Origin of the sequence: Paenibacillus andongensis (genome assembly GCF_025369935.1) — a bacterium.
GTDB lineage: Bacteria > Bacillota > Bacilli > Paenibacillales > NBRC-103111 > Paenibacillus_E > Paenibacillus_E andongensis.
The window spans coordinates 6,482,815-6,498,900 of record NZ_CP104467.1 but is presented as its reverse complement, the minus strand read 5'-3'; the positions used below and the strand labels follow the sequence as shown (position 1 = coordinate 6,498,900).

Annotated in this window: 17 protein-coding genes; 10 read left to right on the top strand and 7 right to left on the bottom strand. The window is 46.2% G+C overall.

The window, feature by feature from the left end; genetic code table 11:
• Positions 1 to 12: 12 nt before the first annotated feature.
• Complete coding sequence (locus NYR53_RS28975; protein WP_261302523.1) at positions 13 to 1,023, bottom strand: RluA family pseudouridine synthase; 1,011 nt, start codon at positions 1,021 to 1,023, stop codon at positions 13 to 15.
• A gap of 189 nt (positions 1,024 to 1,212) precedes the next feature.
• On the opposite strand from NYR53_RS28975, the gene NYR53_RS28970 reads away from it, so the two are divergent.
• The 3 genes from NYR53_RS28970 (at position 1,213) to NYR53_RS28960 (ending at position 5,108) form a co-directional block, all read left to right on the top strand.
• A complete protein-coding gene (locus NYR53_RS28970; RefSeq protein WP_261302522.1) occupies positions 1,213 to 1,437 on the top strand; it encodes a hypothetical protein in 225 nt (74 codons plus the stop codon).
• 92 nt (positions 1,438 to 1,529) lie between these two features.
• Entirely contained in the window at positions 1,530 to 3,293 is a 1,764-nt protein-coding gene (locus NYR53_RS28965; RefSeq protein ID WP_261302521.1) for a B12-binding domain-containing radical SAM protein, read from the top strand.
• Positions 3,294 to 3,608: 315 nt separating this feature from the next.
• Complete coding sequence (locus NYR53_RS28960; RefSeq protein WP_261302520.1) at positions 3,609 to 5,108, top strand: IMP dehydrogenase; 1,500 nt, start codon at positions 3,609 to 3,611, stop codon at positions 5,106 to 5,108.
• Positions 5,109 to 5,252: 144 nt separating this feature from the next.
• Here NYR53_RS28960 and NYR53_RS28955 read toward each other — a convergent pair whose 3' ends face one another.
• The 4 genes from NYR53_RS28955 to mnmL form a co-directional block, all read right to left on the bottom strand.
• On the bottom strand, positions 5,253 to 6,218 hold the full coding sequence (locus NYR53_RS28955) for a type I phosphomannose isomerase catalytic subunit (RefSeq protein ID WP_261302519.1): 966 nt from the start codon (positions 6,216 to 6,218) through the stop codon (positions 5,253 to 5,255).
• A gap of 84 nt (positions 6,219 to 6,302) precedes the next feature.
• A complete protein-coding gene (mnmM, locus tag NYR53_RS28950) occupies positions 6,303 to 6,881 on the bottom strand; it encodes a tRNA 5-(aminomethyl)-2-thiouridylate-methyltransferase MnmM (RefSeq protein WP_261302518.1) in 579 nt (192 codons plus the stop codon).
• A 31-nt stretch (positions 6,882 to 6,912) separates the two neighbouring features.
• Positions 6,913 to 7,509 carry a c-type cytochrome gene (locus NYR53_RS28945; protein ID WP_261302517.1) on the bottom strand — a complete coding sequence of 199 codons (597 nt, stop codon included), beginning with the start codon at positions 7,507 to 7,509 and terminating at the stop codon, positions 6,913 to 6,915.
• Between the two features lie 115 nt (positions 7,510 to 7,624).
• A complete protein-coding gene (gene mnmL, locus NYR53_RS28940; RefSeq protein WP_261302516.1) occupies positions 7,625 to 8,584 on the bottom strand; it encodes a tRNA modification radical SAM protein MnmL/YtqA in 960 nt (319 codons plus the stop codon).
• A 102-nt stretch (positions 8,585 to 8,686) separates the two neighbouring features.
• Here mnmL and NYR53_RS28935 point away from each other — a divergent pair, with 102 nt between their 5' ends.
• The 3 genes from NYR53_RS28935 (at position 8,687) to trmB (ending at position 10,397) form a co-directional block, all read left to right on the top strand.
• Positions 8,687 to 9,256, top strand: coding sequence for a WGxxGxxG-CTERM domain-containing protein (locus NYR53_RS28935; RefSeq protein ID WP_261302515.1), 570 nt, complete (start codon positions 8,687 to 8,689; stop codon positions 9,254 to 9,256).
• 134 nt (positions 9,257 to 9,390) lie between these two features.
• Positions 9,391 to 9,591, top strand: a complete 201-nt coding sequence (locus tag NYR53_RS28930; protein WP_437180106.1) for a hypothetical protein — start codon at positions 9,391 to 9,393, stop codon at positions 9,589 to 9,591.
• Between the two features lie 74 nt (positions 9,592 to 9,665).
• On the top strand, positions 9,666 to 10,397 hold the full coding sequence (gene trmB / locus NYR53_RS28925) for a tRNA (guanosine(46)-N7)-methyltransferase TrmB (RefSeq protein WP_261302514.1): 732 nt from the start codon (positions 9,666 to 9,668) through the stop codon (positions 10,395 to 10,397).
• Between the two features lie 77 nt (positions 10,398 to 10,474).
• Here trmB and NYR53_RS28920 read toward each other — a convergent pair whose 3' ends face one another.
• Positions 10,475 to 11,605, bottom strand: coding sequence for an MGDG synthase family glycosyltransferase (locus NYR53_RS28920; protein WP_261302513.1), 1,131 nt, complete (start codon positions 11,603 to 11,605; stop codon positions 10,475 to 10,477).
• Between the two features lie 4 nt (positions 11,606 to 11,609).
• Positions 11,610 to 12,137, bottom strand: coding sequence for a phosphatase PAP2 family protein (locus NYR53_RS28915; protein WP_261302512.1), 528 nt, complete (start codon positions 12,135 to 12,137; stop codon positions 11,610 to 11,612).
• 189 nt (positions 12,138 to 12,326) lie between these two features.
• On the opposite strand from NYR53_RS28915, the gene NYR53_RS28910 reads away from it, so the two are divergent.
• From NYR53_RS28910 to rpmI, 4 genes are all read left to right on the top strand, one after another.
• Positions 12,327 to 13,511 carry a glycosyltransferase family 4 protein gene (locus NYR53_RS28910; protein WP_437180105.1) on the top strand — a complete coding sequence of 395 codons (1,185 nt, stop codon included), beginning with the start codon at positions 12,327 to 12,329 and terminating at the stop codon, positions 13,509 to 13,511.
• Positions 13,512 to 13,860: 349 nt separating this feature from the next.
• Positions 13,861 to 15,096 carry a glycosyltransferase family 2 protein gene (locus tag NYR53_RS28905; RefSeq protein ID WP_261302510.1) on the top strand — a complete coding sequence of 412 codons (1,236 nt, stop codon included), beginning with the start codon at positions 13,861 to 13,863 and terminating at the stop codon, positions 15,094 to 15,096.
• 228 nt (positions 15,097 to 15,324) lie between these two features.
• Positions 15,325 to 15,825, top strand: coding sequence for a translation initiation factor IF-3 (gene infC, locus NYR53_RS28900; protein ID WP_141224956.1), 501 nt, complete (start codon positions 15,325 to 15,327; stop codon positions 15,823 to 15,825).
• A gap of 33 nt (positions 15,826 to 15,858) precedes the next feature.
• Complete coding sequence (rpmI, locus tag NYR53_RS28895; protein ID WP_171649758.1) at positions 15,859 to 16,062, top strand: 50S ribosomal protein L35; 204 nt, start codon at positions 15,859 to 15,861, stop codon at positions 16,060 to 16,062.
• Positions 16,063 to 16,086 lie beyond the last annotated feature (24 nt).

Here is a 16,086-nt window from a genome sequence, read left to right as displayed (position 1 = left end):
CCCAAAAGCCAATTATTTCTTCGCTGGTAACTCTTTAAACGGATTCAAAAACACCTTCGGAATATGCGTCTCAAATCGCAGCAGCTGACCCGTTGTCGGATGCAAAAAGGCAAGCACACGCGCATGAAGTCCAAGACGGCCGATTTCCTTCGTTTTTGAACCGTATTTCTTATCGCCAACAACGGGGTGGCCGATGTCCTGCATATGCACGCGGATTTGATTTTTGCGGCCGGTTTCGAGATTAACCTCTAACAGTGAAAAGCTCTTGTTCGCTTGCAGTGTTTTATAATGCGTAACTGCGTGCTGCCCATCGTTCGGATACGGTGTCGAAAACATTTTCAGCGACTTCGTATGCTCTTTGAGCCAAGAGGAAATGGTCCCTTCCGGCTTCTTTACCATACCTTCAACTAAAGCAACATAAGTGCGCTCTTTGACACTCTCCTGCCAAGTGTTCTGTAGGTGCTGTTGAGCCTTCTCGTTTTTGGCAAACATCATCACGCCGGAGGTATCTCGATCCAGTCTATGCACGACGAAAATCCGAGCCTTCGGATCGTGGTTTCGAACATGCGCCGTGAGCTGGCGATAGGCAGTAATCTCATTTTCTTTGGTATTAGTGGCGATAGATAATAGCCCGGCATCCTTTTGAATGACAATCACATCTTCATCTTCATGCAAAATGCTCATGCCAGCGAGCGGGATATCTTCGGCAATTTTTTCCTTGTTAATGGTGACTGTTTGCTCTGGCTGTAAGGGATAGTTGTAAGCTGTTACGGCTTTGCCATTCACTGCGACTTGTCCACGGGCAAGTATGGCTTTAACCGAATTCCGACCCAAACTCGAAAGCTTTTTTATTAAAAAAGGGAGTAGCTCAGAGGACTCCTTAACGGTGTACTGCCGAGTGCTCAACTCTTGGTTTCCTTTGGACGGAGTAGGATTCTGGCTCTGATTCGTAGTTTGCTTGAATTTGGAATTCTGGTTCTGATTTTTATTTGGACCTTGAAACTTACCTGGCTTCTTTTGCATAAAAAAGACCTCCTATTGCGATCGCTTACCTTCCGGTCAGATCATTTACCTTACAATATACCACGTTCGCAAAAGCAAAAGAAACGCTGTGAGGGAAGATCCTACATATCCGTATGCCCACCTTGCAAAAAGGGAACACTTCTACTTACATGCTGAAATATTACATGTGAGAAAAGGTGGGAATTCCCTATGCTTTTATATCAGTTAACGCAATGGTTTGAAGAGCGGTCCAGCTTGCAAGAGGCTTTGCAAAGTGGCCCCGCTGAAAATACCGGTGAGTTGCAACAAAGAATGCAAGAAGTCGAAGATCAGCTGTATTCCCATGCCGAACGGTGGAAAAATGCGATTCAGGAAGCCTCCTATTTGCAGTTCCCTTATGAGAACCCACAGTTGGATGATGATATGGTTCTTTAGTCTTCTTTGGGAGGGCTTACCTTTGTATTTCCTCGGTTTTCGTGTAGAATTAGATTGAACGATAAACGAGAACAGAACGAGGTTTTTTGATAATGAAAGTACTTGTATCCACACTTAATGCCAAATTCATTCATACCTCCTTGGCTTTACGCTATCTAAAAGCGTTCTGCGAGAAGGATTTTGACGTTGAAATTACAGAATATACGATCAAGGACCCTGTCATGAACGTCGTTTCGGACATTTACCAAAAGGCCCCGGATGTACTGGGTTTTTCTTGTTATATTTGGAACATTGAAGAAACGATAACGATTATTAAAATGATCAAAAAGATTCGGCCAGATCTCCTGATCATGCTTGGAGGTCCCGAAGTCTCTTATGATACTGAGTACTGGATGAATCGCATTCCAGAGGTTGATTTCATTGTCATGGGTGAGGGCGAAGAGACGTTCCACCAACTGCTGACGGAAATTTCGACGACTCGCAAATATCATTTTGTTTACGGACTGGCTTATCGCAAAGGCGAGGAAGTCGTACTGATGCCAGGCAGACCTAAGCTGAAGCTGGACGATATCCCGTCTCCGCACCGTTTTGCAGAGGATGTGCCGAGTCTGGCCAATCGTGTTGTTTACTTCGAAACGAGCCGAGGCTGCCCTTTCTCCTGCCAATTCTGCTTGTCGAGTATTGAGGTCGGTGTGCGGTATTTTGATATGGAACGTACCAAGTCTGACCTGCTGTACTTAATCGACTCCGGTGCGAAGCTAATCAAATTCGTGGATCGGACGTTTAATATTAAGCGTGATTATGCGATGGAAATCTTTGAATTCCTCATTGCGAATCATCGCGGCACCGTGTTCCAGTTTGAGATTACTGCGGACATTATGCGTCCAGAAGTACTCGATTATCTGGCGGAGAATGCCCCTCCGGGTACATTCCGCTTTGAGATCGGTGTTCAATCTACGAATGACACAACCAACGATTTGGTGCAGCGCAGGCAGAACTTCTTCAAGCTGAGCCGTACGGTATCTAAGGTGAAAAATAGCTTGAAAATCGATCAGCATCTCGATCTTATTGCCGGCCTGCCGGAAGAGGATTATAATTCGTTCCGCAAGACGTTTAACGATGTCTTTGAACTAGGACCAGAAGAGCTTCAGCTCGGATTCCTGAAAATGCTGCGGGGCACCGGTATGCGCAATGACGCGCATAAATACGGCTATGTCTACATGGACCATGCGCCGTATGAGATTCTCGGCAACGACATACTACCGTTCACTGACTTGATTCGCATCAAACGGGTGGAGGATGTTCTGGAGAAATATTGGAACGCTCACCGCATGGATCATACGGTCAAATATTTAATCGCCAAAGAATTCTCCTCTGCGTTTGATTTCTTTCAAGAGTTCGGCGACTTCTGGGAAGGCCGCGGTTGGCAGAAGATTGGGCATCAGCTCGAAGATCTGTTTACCCGCTTGCGCGACTTCCTGATGTATCGTGAGACGAAGAACATGCACGTAGTCCTCGGCTTGATGAAACTGGATTATTTCCTGGGCCATAAATATAAGCCGCGTAAAATCTGGTGGGACTTCACCTTGGAGAAGTCCGAGCAGAACGCATACCTCAGGCTGCTGGCTGAGCAGCCTGAGCTCGTGAGCGGCGACTTCCAGAGCCTCCGCATCAATGAAAAAGATCTCCACAAGCACGCGATGCTTGAGGTGCTGCCTTTCGCTTTGCAGACGTATCTGCAGAGCGGAGAGATCGACGAAAGCAGCAAAGAGCTGCTTGTTGTGCACTTCCCGCCGGACGCGCAGCAGCCGGCCAGCTACTACACCATGCCGCTGCAGCAAGTGGCAGCCGTATAATCGAAGCCTCACTCCCCGTGCCATGAGGGAGTGGGGCTTTTTAACTTAGCCTGTGAAGGTACTAAGTGCTAATCGAGTTTGCTTTTTTGCAACAGTAGACAACGGCAAGCCAGAAGCAGCTGCTTGAACCTTTTTACATCCCATCGAAAGATTTCCCTGAAAAATCCATTGACCACAGGTAAGGTTCAGTGATAAGATTGAAAAAATTTACCTATGGATCAAAAGCGGAGAGACTTTGAGCTACGCTCAAAGATCCCAAAGCGGAGAGACTTTGAGCTACGCCCAAAGATCCCTATATTAGGAGGAAATCGTAAAGTGGCTACGTATTACTTAGAACCATCCCGTACGTTTAGTGAGTTTTTGTTGATTCCTAATCTTACAACGAAGGAATGTACACCGGCGAATGTGAAGCTTAAGACACCGTTAGTTAAATTCAAAAAAGGCGAGGAGCCTGCAATCTCGCTCAATATCCCGTTTTCATCTGCTGTCATGCAGGCCGTATCCGATGATGGAATGGCGATTGCTTTGGCGCGGAGTGGCGGGATTTCGTTTATTTTTGGCTCGCAATCGATTGAAGAAGAAGCACTTATGGTGCGTAAAGTAAAAGGATATAAGGCAGGATTTGTCGTTAGCCGCTCCAATTTAACTCCCCAGCACACACTTAGTGATGTATTGGCGCTGAAAGAAGAAACAGGTCATTCTACGGTTGCCATTACAGATGATGGTACAGCGAACGGAAAATTGCTTGGTATCGTAACGGGGCGTGATTACCGGACAAGTCGTGACCCTCTGGATCGCCAAATCCATCAATTTATGACGCCTTTTGATAAACTGATTTACGGCAAATCAGGAATTACTTTGTCAGAGGCAAACAATTTAATCTGGGATCACAAGCTGAATTGTTTACCCATTGTGGATGAGCATCAGAAGCTCGACACTCTCGTTTTCCGCAAGGATTATGATGAGCATAAAGAAAATCCGATGGAACTGCTTGACGCTAACAAAAGCTATATTGTTGGTGCGGGGATTAATACGAAGGACTACAAAGAGAGAGTGCCTGCACTTGTTGAAGCGGGAGTAGACATTCTGGTCATCGATTCCTCGGACGGTTACAGTGAATGGCAGCGGGAAACGGTTCAGTATGTGAAAGAGAATTTCAATGTGAAGATCGGTGCAGGTAACGTTGTAGACCGTGAAGGGTTCCTTTATCTTGTGGAATCAGGAGCGGATTTCATTAAAGTCGGCATCGGCGGCGGATCTATCTGTATCACTCGGGAGCAAAAAGGGATTGGTCGCGGACAAGCCTCTTCCCTCATGGAGGTTGTTGAAGCCAGAGACCAATACTTCAAAGATACAGGTATCTACATTCCAATCTGTTCCGATGGTGGTATCGTACATGACTACCATATTACATTAGCCTTAGCCATGGGCGCTGATTTCGTCATGCTGGGTAGATATTTCGCACGGTTCGATGAGAGCCCGACCAGAAAGCTGAAAGTTGGCAACAACTTCGTGAAAGAATACTGGGGAGAAGGCTCCAATCGTGCCCGCAACTGGCAGCGTTATGATACGGGCGGCAAAAATAAGCTCTTGTTTGAGGAAGGCGTCGACTCGTATGTTCCATATGCTGGAGGCCTGCAGGAGAACTTGGACAAGACACTTGGCAAAATAAAGTCCACCATGTGCAACTGTGGATCATTAAGCTTGGACGAGCTGAAAAACAAAGCGAGAATTGCGCTCGTATCCGCAACTAGCCTTGTTGAAGGCGGAGCGCACGACGTTATTTTAAAAGAGAGCAGCTTATCCGAAGAATAATAGCTGGGAATAGATAAGGCTCTCCACAATCATCTTAGAGGATGATTGGTGGAGAGCCTTTTTGGACATATTCATCCTAGGCATAACAAAAAAACGCCCCTTATCCATCAAATGATGAGTGGGACGTTCTTCGCCGAACATCAATTATGGCAAGTAGCTGCGAATAACCGTCATGCTGCCTTCTAGTGCATAGCTGCCAAGATTGGCAGGAAGCAGGAAGCAGTCGCCTGGCTTCGTGGTGATGCTGCCATCGGCCCACTGGAGGGTTCCGTTACCGTCTGCAATAACAAGGATGACGAAACTTTCAGGGGAGGTGCTTAGCTCCCATTTCGGTCCTACAAGGCCTTTTTCCACGGTGAAGAAAGGCGATTCGGCGAGCGTTAACCAAGTACCGGCTTCATTTAAATCTGTTTTCATTCGTGTGGAGCCGGAGCCTTCATACGCGATAACATTGAGTGAATCTTCAATATGAAGATCACGAGGTTTACCGTCGAGTCCCGGACGATTATAATCGTACAAACGATAGGTCGTATCGGAATTTTGCTGAATCTCGGCAACTAGAACACCTGCGCCGAGGGCATGGACCGTTCCTGCTGGGATGTAGAAGGAATCACCGGCTTCAACAGGCACTTCCTGCAAACAATCCAAAATACGGTTCTCTGCGATTGCTTGAGCTAAGCTTTCACGTGTAACGCCTTCTTGCATGCCATATATAATTTTGGCGCCGGGCTTAGCATCAAGGATGTACCACATCTCTGTTTTGCCTAGCTCGCCGGCAGCCAAATTCTTGTAATGATCGTTTGGATGTACTTGTACGGAAAGGTCGTCTTCGCAATCCAATAACTTGATGAGTAGAGGGAAGCGGCCGTTTTTCTCGGAAAATCCTTTTGTACCGAATAATGTTTTGCCGTACTTCTCGCGAATTTCGTCTAGACCAAGGCCTGCTAATTCGCCATTAATCACCTTCGTTGTTCCATTTGGGTGATCGCCAATCATCCAGCCTTCGCCAATAGCGCCTTCTGGAAGTTGAAAACCAAACTTTTCTAGGGCTCTTCCACCCCAGACACGTTCTTTCATTTCAGGTTGAAATTGAAGCGGGTATGATTTCACAAACTATCCCTACTTTCTTCTCTAATTTCTCCTACTCTCCTACAAAAGAGATGCTATTGCACTCTCTAGCATTATATCATGCGTCTATCTTTTTTCTAGAGCTAAGAGATAGGGAGCATGCTGGCTGGTATTCATGAATTGGTAACGCAGCACCTGAACGGCTGCGAGGGGAAGGCGCTGGGCCCAGCTTTCGACGGCCGCAGCTTCTTCCGAGCCTCCATCGTGTCCGCTGTAGAGCACGATGGTCACGATACCGCCTTTGCGGAGCAGGCGGAGGGCAGCTTCGAGAGCAGGAATCGTGGATTCCTGCTTCGTAATGGTTGCCGGATCGGCACCGGGCAGATAGCCGAGATTGAACGTGACCGCGGCGACCTTCCCGTGACGGTCTTGCGGCACTGCCGCCTCCATGAGCGCATGGCTGCATAGGCTCATGTGTACACAAGAAGATGCGTCTGGAAGTTCTTTCTCCAGACGCATCTTTGTTTGATCCAGCGCTTGCTGCTGGATATCGAAGCCGTACACGCTGCCGCGGGTGCCCACTAGCTTCGCTAAGAATAAGGCATCCACGCCGTTGCCAAGGGTCGCATCGACGACCGTATCGCCCGGCTGAGCCCGCTGATTAATTAATTGATGAGCAAAACTTAGTACCGAAACAAAACCCATGCGATGAAAGCCCTCCATGCTGCTTATACGATCATTTTTTGTCTGCTAGCCATGCAGCCAGCACTTCGATTTCTTCGGATTTCAATGCGCTTTTGAAAGGTGGCATATCGCCTTTACCTCCCAGAATTTGCGCTATGATCTCATCCTTGGTTTTGCGCGAACCGACCTTCGTCAGGTTCGGTCCGAAGTCGCCTGCAAGCCCTGCCCCGTGGCAGGACATGCAGTTGTCCTTGTACAGCACCTGCGCCTGCGCTGCGGTGCTGGTCCCGCCATCCGCAGGCTTGGCGGATGGGGATGGCGCCGCGCTGGCAGGCGCTGGCGCAGCCGTCTCTTTCACGGCCGGCTTCGCCGCAGCCGTCTCTTTCACTGCTGGCGTAGCCGCTGCAGCAGTCGGTTTCGCTGTCGCCGCTGCGCTCGGCTGCGGAGTGCTGCTTGCCGTCGGCTGCACCGTAGCGGCTGCGGGTGTTGCTGTCGCCGCAGCAACCGGCGGCGCACTTACTGCCGCCGTCGGTGACGAAGGCGGCGCCACAGTACTTGGCGTCACAGCAACCGACGCCGGCTCTCCTCCACATCCAGCAACAACTAGCATCATCCCAACAATAGCTGCTTGCGCCCGTTTCATCATCATAATGATCCATCTCCTTTAGTCATTCTACCTATATAAAAGGAAACGGATCATTATCTATTTTGGTTTTAGTTGTATATTTTTTATTTATTTTGTTATCTTTTCTTTTGACTTTTCCTTAGTCAGCTTTCCCCTTCCAAAGCTTACCCTGCCAAGTATTTCTTTCTTTTAAAAGGCTATCAAAAGCATTCAATACTTCCCACTTTTTGAGGCTCCACATCGGACCAATCAATAGATCACGGGGAGCGTCTCCAGTAAGGCGATGGACAATCATTTCCGGTGGCAGAAATTCGAGTGTATCTACGATAAGCTTCACATATTCGTCTTTTTCCAGAAACTGAAGCAAGCCAGCTTCGTATTGTTTCACCATAGGTGTTTTACGCATTAAATGAAGCAAGTGGATTTTAATGCCCTGAACATCCATTTGAGCGACGGCTCGTCCGGTGTCCAGCATCATTTCGTGGGTCTCCCCTGGTAAACCATATATAATGTGTGCACAGGTACGGATATTATGCTTTCGAAGCTTGGCAACCGCATCCAGATAGCATTGCGTATCATGAGCCCGATTGATGAGTTCAGAGGTTGATTCGTGTACAGTTTGAAGGCCCATTTCGACCCATAGATAGGTACGTTCATTCAACTCTGCCAAGTATTCAATAACATCATCCGGTAGACAATCCGGTCTGGTCGCAATGGATAAGCCCACAACGCCTGGCTGCTTTAAAATAACTTCATAATATTCCCGCAGCTCCTGGACGGGTGCATACGTATTGGTGTAGGCCTGAAAGTAGCCGATATATTTGGCTTCCGGCCATTTCTGATGCTGGAGATCACGAATCTTATTAAATTGGGTAACCAAATCATCACGGCGGCTTCCAGCGAAATCACCTGACCCCCGCGCGCTGCAAAATGTGCACCCCCCGGTTGCGATACTGCCATCGCGATTGGGACAAGTAAAGCCTGCATCCAACATGACTTTAAAAACCTTCCCGCCAAAAGCTTCACGCATTTCATAATTCCATGTATGGAAACGTTTGTCTCCCCATAATTGAGGCGACTCCTGAATAATTGTAGACATATGGTTGCTCCTTTCTTTCTATCTAATTGTAGCGAAATTGTAGCATGAAAGCGACCCCTGCCTTTCCAAGAAGTTCCCCGTTAAAAGGGAGCTATTCGGAGCATGATAACTTTGCATAACTATTACATGCCGAAAGGGGATTTGAAACAAGTGAAAAAGTTTCGTACAATTACTTTGGCGGTAGCTTTGACAACAGCATTAAGCTTTGGGGCAACCAGTGCAATGGCTAACACAGTAATGGGGACAACGCCAAGTGCAACACCAGGAACTATGGGGACAGGAACTACGACAACATCGGGATATACAGGAAGTAATTACGATGCTACAACGGGTATAACGGGTACAACTAGCACAACAGGTACAACTGGTACAACTGGCACAACTGGGCCCTATACGGGATACGGTACTGGCACAGGTTCCTATTCCGGTACTGGAACAGGTACTGGTGTTATTGGTCACATCAATCAATATAGCAACAATATGATGGATCGAATGAGTATTAAGGGTACACCCGGTACACACACTGGGAATTATGATACTTCATCTTATCGAACTTATGCGACTACAACAACAGACGGTAATCGTACGAATTGGGGCTGGCTTGGTCTCTTAGGTCTTTTAGGCTTAACAGGCCTAAGAGGTAAAGACAAACGAAGAGATGAAGCTAGATAAATAAATATGATCTAAATGCGCCTTCCAAGTTGGGGGGCGTTTTTCTTTGTGGCTAGAATGATCTGCCATTCATAAAGAACTTCATCATAACGAAAGCTATCATTAATGAAGCAATAGGAAAGCAGGTGAATGAGTTGGTTAAAATGTCCCTTTCTACCGATACGATATCCGTTGAGCTTACCATCAAAGAAGCATTCGCTTTGAGCAGTGGCGTGAAATTCACTGCAGATCCGAGCATATCGAAGGATGCAAGACGCAAAGTACTGCGTTCCCTTGATCAAAAGTTGTTTCCAGCTACATCGAATACCATTGATTATCATACCCTTGAAGTGTAATTCCCTTTGATTTTTTTCCTCGAATCGTCTATGATTTGTATTCGATAGCTTGTACGTGTAGGAGGCAAAAGTAGATGCGTTTACGGGGAAGAAAAGGAATTCGAGAAGATATAGAACGCCAAAAAGAACTCGTTGTTTTAAATGCCAAGGATTATAAAGGCAAATGGGCCGAGTTATTTGGTAACAACAACCCGATTCATGCCGAGCTTGGTATGGGCAAAGGGCGCTTCATTAGTGAAATGAGTAAGAAGTATCCGAACATTAATTTCATTGGTGTTGATATGTATGACGAGTTGATTCGCAAAGCAAGCGAGAAAGCAAGAATTGCTCATGAAATCAAGACGGATGAAGAGGCTGAGTCAGCGCCCAGCATTCCGAATTTGAAGCTCATGCTTTTCAATATCGAGCATATTGAGGAAGCTTTTGCTGAAGGTGAATTAGAGCGGGTTTATTTGAATTTCAGTGATCCATGGCCGAAGAAAAAGCACGCGCGTAGACGTTTAACGCATCCTGGTTTTGTTGAGAAATATCAGCAAATATTAAATGCGAACGGCGAGATCCACTTGAAAACGGATTCGCAATCCTTGTTCGAATTCTCGCTCAATTCTTTTGCAGATATGGGACTGAGAATGCGAAATATTTCCTTAAACCTGCATGTGGATGGGATTCATCCTGACCATGTTATGACTGAATACGAAACGAAGTTCGCCGGACAAGGGATGAACATTCATCGCTGTGAAGTAGTTATTGGCGAAAATGTGCTTGCTTCACATCTGGAGCAGTTGAATAAGGCCAAATCGGAATAGGTTTATACAATAATAAAAGCTAATCTCACACTGCATAAACTGTAGTAGGAGATTAGCTTTTTTCTGTTTTACTCAAATCACCCAAGCAATTGCATGATAACCTCTGAGCAATCGGCTGAAGGTAGGCACATCTTCTTTTTATGATAATTAGAAACGCGCTTAGCCTCTACATCCGTATATCTGCTAGCCAGCATCGATAACCAGTTCGCAATCGTATCTGCAGATCGGATCGGTTCGCCAAAGCCAAGCTGTGTAAAATAGTGGACATTCTCTTCTTCCTGACCCGGTATCGGATCATAGAACAGCATGGGGATCGATTTCGCAAGCCCTTCCGAGCAGGTCATACCGCCAGGCTTCGTAACGAGCAAATCGGAAGCTTCCATTAACTTGCCGATCTCTTGGGTGAATCCAAGTAAATGAATATTGGGATGCTGATATCGGGCGTCCATAGCCAGCTTGGTTAATGCTTTCTCATTATTGCCTAAGCAGAATATGAACTGGATTCGATCTCTCCATGTCATCAGGTGCTCACTGAGCGAATCGCCGCCGATTAATCCCCAGCCGCCTCCCATAACTAGTACAGTAGGCAGAGATGCCAGCTGGAATTGCTGTCGAATCATCGCTTTATCGTGGGCAACACGAAAGCTTGGATGAACTGGAATTCCTGTGATTTCGACTTGGGCTGCTGTGATTCCGCGGCCAAGGAGTTTATTTTTGACGTCTTCTGTCGAAACCATATATTTATTTACTTCTCTGCTGACCCATGTCCCATGAACATCGTAGTCCGTAATGACCGTACATAACGGGATGTCTAAGCCAGCTCTTTTCAATCTAGATACCACAACACTGGGAAATGGATGTGTGCAGACAATTGCTTGAGGAGCCCACTGCTGGATAATCGCTGCTGTCTGAGCATAAAAAATGCGGTGTAAGGCCAATTGCGTCAAACGGTTGAGCGATTTTTTATATTGAGAGCGGTACAAACGGCCGTACAGCTTGGGCTGAGCGGTTAGCGTCTTTTTGTAAGCGTGAATAATCCATGGTGCTATTGTCGGATGAAGGAATGAACCTAATTCCAAAACACGTGTCTCAATGGTCGAACAACGCTGCTCTAAACTTACGGCAAGTGCATAAGCCGCTTGCGTATGTCCGGCTCCGAAGCCTTCAGAAAGAATGAGAACCCGTTTTTTACCATGCAAGACATTCATTCGTTTACCCCCAGAAAGCTACTGTCACTAGAGAAGCCGTCGTTCCAATCAAGCATCCAACGATACAATCGGAAGGATAGTGCAGCCCTAGGTAGATACGTGATAGACCAATGATTAATGCAAGTGGTATGAGGATAAGTCCAAGAGCAGGTACAGCTGCAACAAAAGGAAATATGATCGAGAAGATGGCGGTTGTATGCCCGGAAGGAAAGGAATGATCCGTCAGCGGGTTTTTGTAAGTAATCGTTTGTGGAAGTACCAGATACGGCCGTAGTCTCGGATATTTCTTCTTAATAATAGCAACTGGAATATGACTGATGGTTAAAGCAATAAGTGCTTGAATACCTGCTATACGCAGCGAGCCCTGCCCGAACAATGCAAAGCATAAGGATATCGCAATGGAGGCTGTGGCCCCGCCTAAATGTGTGATTTTATTAAAGAAATGATCAAGGAAGAAGTGCTGGATACGTTGATTCACAAAGTGGAATACGCGTGTTTCATGATGCTGAAGCCAGTGGACGACCCTGCTCATGAGTAGTAGCCTCCTTCGCTGTTTGGATTGCTTTCTTAAGTCAATTGTAAAGGTCAATTATTAAAGGAAGATTAACGCAGTAATAAATTTTAAGAAATTCAATTTAACGCTCATCTGATCTCCCGATAACAATCCCGTGCTACCATGATGTGAAATAAGGGAATTAAAGGTCAATGGTAAAAGGGGCTGATGAGATTGAGAGTTGCCTTATTTACAGATACTTTCCTGCCAGATGTAAATGGAGTTGCCAAGACACTTGGCAGATGGACGCGGTTTTTGGAATCCAAAAATGTGGCTTGTAAAGTTTTTGCTCCTACTAGTATGACAGAAGGAGACAACGATCCGTTCCGTGTAGAACGTTTTTACAGTATTCCCTTTTTATTGTACCCCGAATGTCGATTAGCTATCCCAAATCCTCTCAATATTCGCAAATCCCTCCATGCCTTTCAGCCTACAATTATTCATTGTGCAACCCCTTTCAATTTGGGACTATTTGGCTTGCACCATGCTCGCAAGCACAAAATACCATTAGTTGCGTCCTACCATACTCATTTCGACCAATACTTAAGTCATTATAAAATTCCTTGGGTGGAGCCTACGCTCTGGAAATACATGCAATGGTTTCACCAAAGCTGTCAGAAGGTATATGTGCCCTCTAAGTCTACCTTGCAGCATCTGCATGCCAAAGGGTTAAGCCATTTAGAGATTTGGAGCCGCGGTGTCGATGCAGAACGTTTCCAGCCAATTGTCGACCGAAAGTCAGTACTCGGGACATATGGTGTAGATCCTGCAAAGTTCGTTATGCTTTATGTCGGTCGTTTGGCTCCTGAGAAGAGTGTAGAGGTCGCACTTGACAGTTTTACTGCACTGCCGGCTGATATCAGAGATGATTGTCATCTAATTATTGCTGGTGACGGACCGTCTTCCGGTGTGCTGCGCGAATGTTATGGAGGGGCCTCGGGAGTTACCTTCACCGGATTCGTTCAAGGGACACAGCTAGCTGAGCTTTATGCGGCTGCAGATGTGTTTCTTTTTCCGTCGGCGACAGAGACTTTCGGCAATGTTGTTCTGGAGTCAATGGCTTCTGGGACAGCTGTGATTGGAGCTGCGGCTGGCGGGGTACAAGATACTATTGAGCATGAAGTGACGGGATTACTCTGTCCGTCTGGCGACGTAGCCGCCTTCACACAAGCCATCGTAAGACTGTATGAATCACAGGAAACACGTCATAGACTTGCCATTGCGGGCAGGGAGTTTGCCCTGCGTCAATCGTGGGATCACATATTTAACCAATTGCTGACCAGCTATGAAGAAGTAGTCTATAGGTCATCTGCAAATCAGCCCCACTTACAATCAACACGTATGATCCAATAAAAGGGCAGTTGAGCAAAAGTTGTCAGGAGGAGCTCAGGTGAATTATAATAAACCCCGTATCACATGGGGGACGGCTAGTTCGTCTAAATGGTGAACTTTTGGTACACAATAAAATGAAAAACGTTGAAAACAGGACTTTAACGATCTGATTTCAAGCACATGCTGCATAGTCTGTGCGCGTTCCGCTCAAATCTCAGAGAAATGGCTTAAATTCGTCATTGTGAACTTTGACAAATGAGTGGAAAGAGAGGAAAATCAAGAACGGTTATTCACATGGTACATAAAACTGCGCATACGCGTATAAAAAGATAGCTTGTGTGCATAAACAAAAAAAGGGGGACTTTGCTTCATGCTTGACAAGATTATGCTTACCTTTCAAATTGGCTTGGCTTTGGTTGGTGCGTATCAGTTGTTTTTAACTTTTTTCGGATGGTACCGTCCCAGAAACAAACAGAAATTTGCTCCCCAGAAATCGTTTGCCGTATTGGTCGCCGCTCATAATGAGGAGCAGGTCGTTGGCGCATTGATCGAGAATTTGAAGGCTTTGGATTACCCCAAAGAGCTTTATGACATCTTCGTGATTTGTGATAACTGTACAGACAATACAGCGGATATTGCACGCAGTCATGGTGTTCATGCCATGGAACGCCATAACCCGAACCTGAGAGGGAAAGGTTACGCGATCGAATGGATGCTGAAAGAGCTTTGGAAGCGGGAGCGTCAGTACGACGCCGTTGTTATGTTTGATGCCGACAATCTTTCTAGCCCTGACTACTTGATACACATGAATAATGATCTTTGTTCCGGCTCCAGAGTTATTCAGGCTTACCTAGACAGCAAGAACCCGAACGATTCTTGGGTTACCGGTTCCTATGCCATCTCGTATTACTTTGCAAATCGCTTCTGGCAAATGCCCCGTACAAACTTAGGGCTTGCTAATTATTTGGGCGGCACAGGAATGTGCTTTGAATCCAAGCTGCTTAAACAGATCGGTTGGGGTGCAACCAGCCTTGTTGAGGATTTGGAGTTCTCCATGCGCTGCATTAAGCTCGGTATCAGGCCGACTTACAACTATGAGGCGATTGTGTATGATGAGAAGCCACTGACGTTTAAAGTATCTGCCAAACAGCGTTTACGCTGGATGCAAGGACATTTTGATGTGGCCAAGCGATATTTCTTCCCTCTATTGTGGCAGGGTATCAAAGAGGCCAGCTGGACGAAGATTGACGCGGCTATCTACTCCGCTAACGTATATAACTTCTTTTTCGGTGCGATTATCTCCGTGCTGCTATGGATTAAGTCCGTGACTCCGGGCTGGGCTGACGCGCCTATGCTGGCCGATATCAATCCGATTTTCTTTAACACTGTCAGCATAGCGATTTATGTGCTGCTGCCTATCTCCATGTTAATTGAGAAGGCTCCTGGCAAGGTATATAAATATTTAATCCTTTACCCAGTATTTATGCTTTCTTGGTGGCCAATTACGTTCTATGCGTTCTTCACACAAAACAACAAACAGTGGAGCCATACCGAGCATACACGTGTTATTCGTCTGGATGAAATGAAAAGTAAACAAGTGAGTTGACTTTCACTGAATGAGATGATATTATATTTCAAGTAAAAGCAGAAGCGCCCGCTTCTCACCTGACCAACATCGTTGGCTGGTTTGAATGAATCATCATGAATGTAACAATAGGTTTGGATGAACCTGTTATTGATGAAGATGTGGGCCACTGAGCCCGCATCTTTTTTTATATTGTTGGAGAGAGCGTTACATACTTTTTGGAGGTGGAATACTATTAGCAAAGACCATATGATTAATGACGAGATTCGTGTGAAGGAAGTGCGCCTAATTGGGGCGGACGGAGAACAACTCGGCATCACGCCGATTCGCGAAGCTCTTCAAATCGCACTTGACGCGAATTTGGATTTGGTAAATGTGGCACCAACGGCGAAACCGCCTGTATGCCGCATTATGGATTACGGTAAATTCCGTTATGAAACACAGAAGAAAGAAAAAGAAGCTCGCAAGAACCAGAAGATCGTGGACATCAAAGAAATTCGCTTAAGCGCGACGATCGATGAGCACGACTTCCAAACGAAGCTTCGCAATGCCGTTAAGTTTCTTGGCGAAGGCGATAAAGTGAAAGCCAGTGTCAGGTTCCGTGGTCGCGAAATAGCGCACTCGGAGATTGGCCGTAGAGTGCTTGAACGTTTAGCTACTGAAACAGCTGATATTTCCTCACAAGAGCGCGCTCCAAAGCTTGAGGGAAGAAGCATGATCATGATCTTAACGCCGAAAGCAACAACCTAGGCGCGTATACTAAATTAGGAGGAACAATACACCATGCCGAAAATGAAAACACACAGCAGCTTGAAAGGCCGTTTCAAAATTACTGGCACAGGCAAAGTGATGAGATACAAACAAGGTAAAAATCACTTGCTTTCCGGTAAATCATCACGTACTAAACGTGTTCTTGGAACAAACCCAGTTATGGCTCCAGGCGATGTACGTCGTTTGCAACAACAACTGTCCCTTATCAAAGGTTAATCGTAACTCAGTAAAAATTTGAAC

Coding starts and splice junctions, on each gene's coding strand:
- NYR53_RS28945 (WP_261302517.1), bottom strand. CDS start 7,509: ATGATGATGAAACGGGCGCAAGCAGCTATTGTTGGGATGATGCTAGTT.
- NYR53_RS28975 (WP_261302523.1), bottom strand. CDS start 1,023: ATGCAAAAGAAGCCAGGTAAGTTTCAAGGTCCAAATAAAAATCAGAAC.
- mnmM (WP_261302518.1), bottom strand. CDS start 6,881: ATGGGTTTTGTTTCGGTACTAAGTTTTGCTCATCAATTAATTAATCAG.
- NYR53_RS28915 (WP_261302512.1), bottom strand. CDS start 12,137: ATGAGCAGGGTCGTCCACTGGCTTCAGCATCATGAAACACGCGTATTC.
- mnmL (WP_261302516.1), bottom strand. CDS start 8,584: ATGTCTACAATTATTCAGGAGTCGCCTCAATTATGGGGAGACAAACGT.
- NYR53_RS28935 (WP_261302515.1), top strand. CDS start 8,687: ATGATAACTTTGCATAACTATTACATGCCGAAAGGGGATTTGAAACAA.
- rpmI (WP_171649758.1), top strand. CDS start 15,859: ATGCCGAAAATGAAAACACACAGCAGCTTGAAAGGCCGTTTCAAAATT.
- NYR53_RS28910 (WP_437180105.1), top strand. CDS start 12,327: ATGAGATTGAGAGTTGCCTTATTTACAGATACTTTCCTGCCAGATGTA.
- trmB (WP_261302514.1), top strand. CDS start 9,666: ATGCGTTTACGGGGAAGAAAAGGAATTCGAGAAGATATAGAACGCCAA.
- NYR53_RS28970 (WP_261302522.1), top strand. CDS start 1,213: ATGCTTTTATATCAGTTAACGCAATGGTTTGAAGAGCGGTCCAGCTTG.
- NYR53_RS28965 (WP_261302521.1), top strand. CDS start 1,530: ATGAAAGTACTTGTATCCACACTTAATGCCAAATTCATTCATACCTCC.
- infC (WP_141224956.1), top strand. CDS start 15,325: ATGATTAATGACGAGATTCGTGTGAAGGAAGTGCGCCTAATTGGGGCG.
- NYR53_RS28905 (WP_261302510.1), top strand. CDS start 13,861: ATGCTTGACAAGATTATGCTTACCTTTCAAATTGGCTTGGCTTTGGTT.
- NYR53_RS28920 (WP_261302513.1), bottom strand. CDS start 11,605: ATGAATGTCTTGCATGGTAAAAAACGGGTTCTCATTCTTTCTGAAGGC.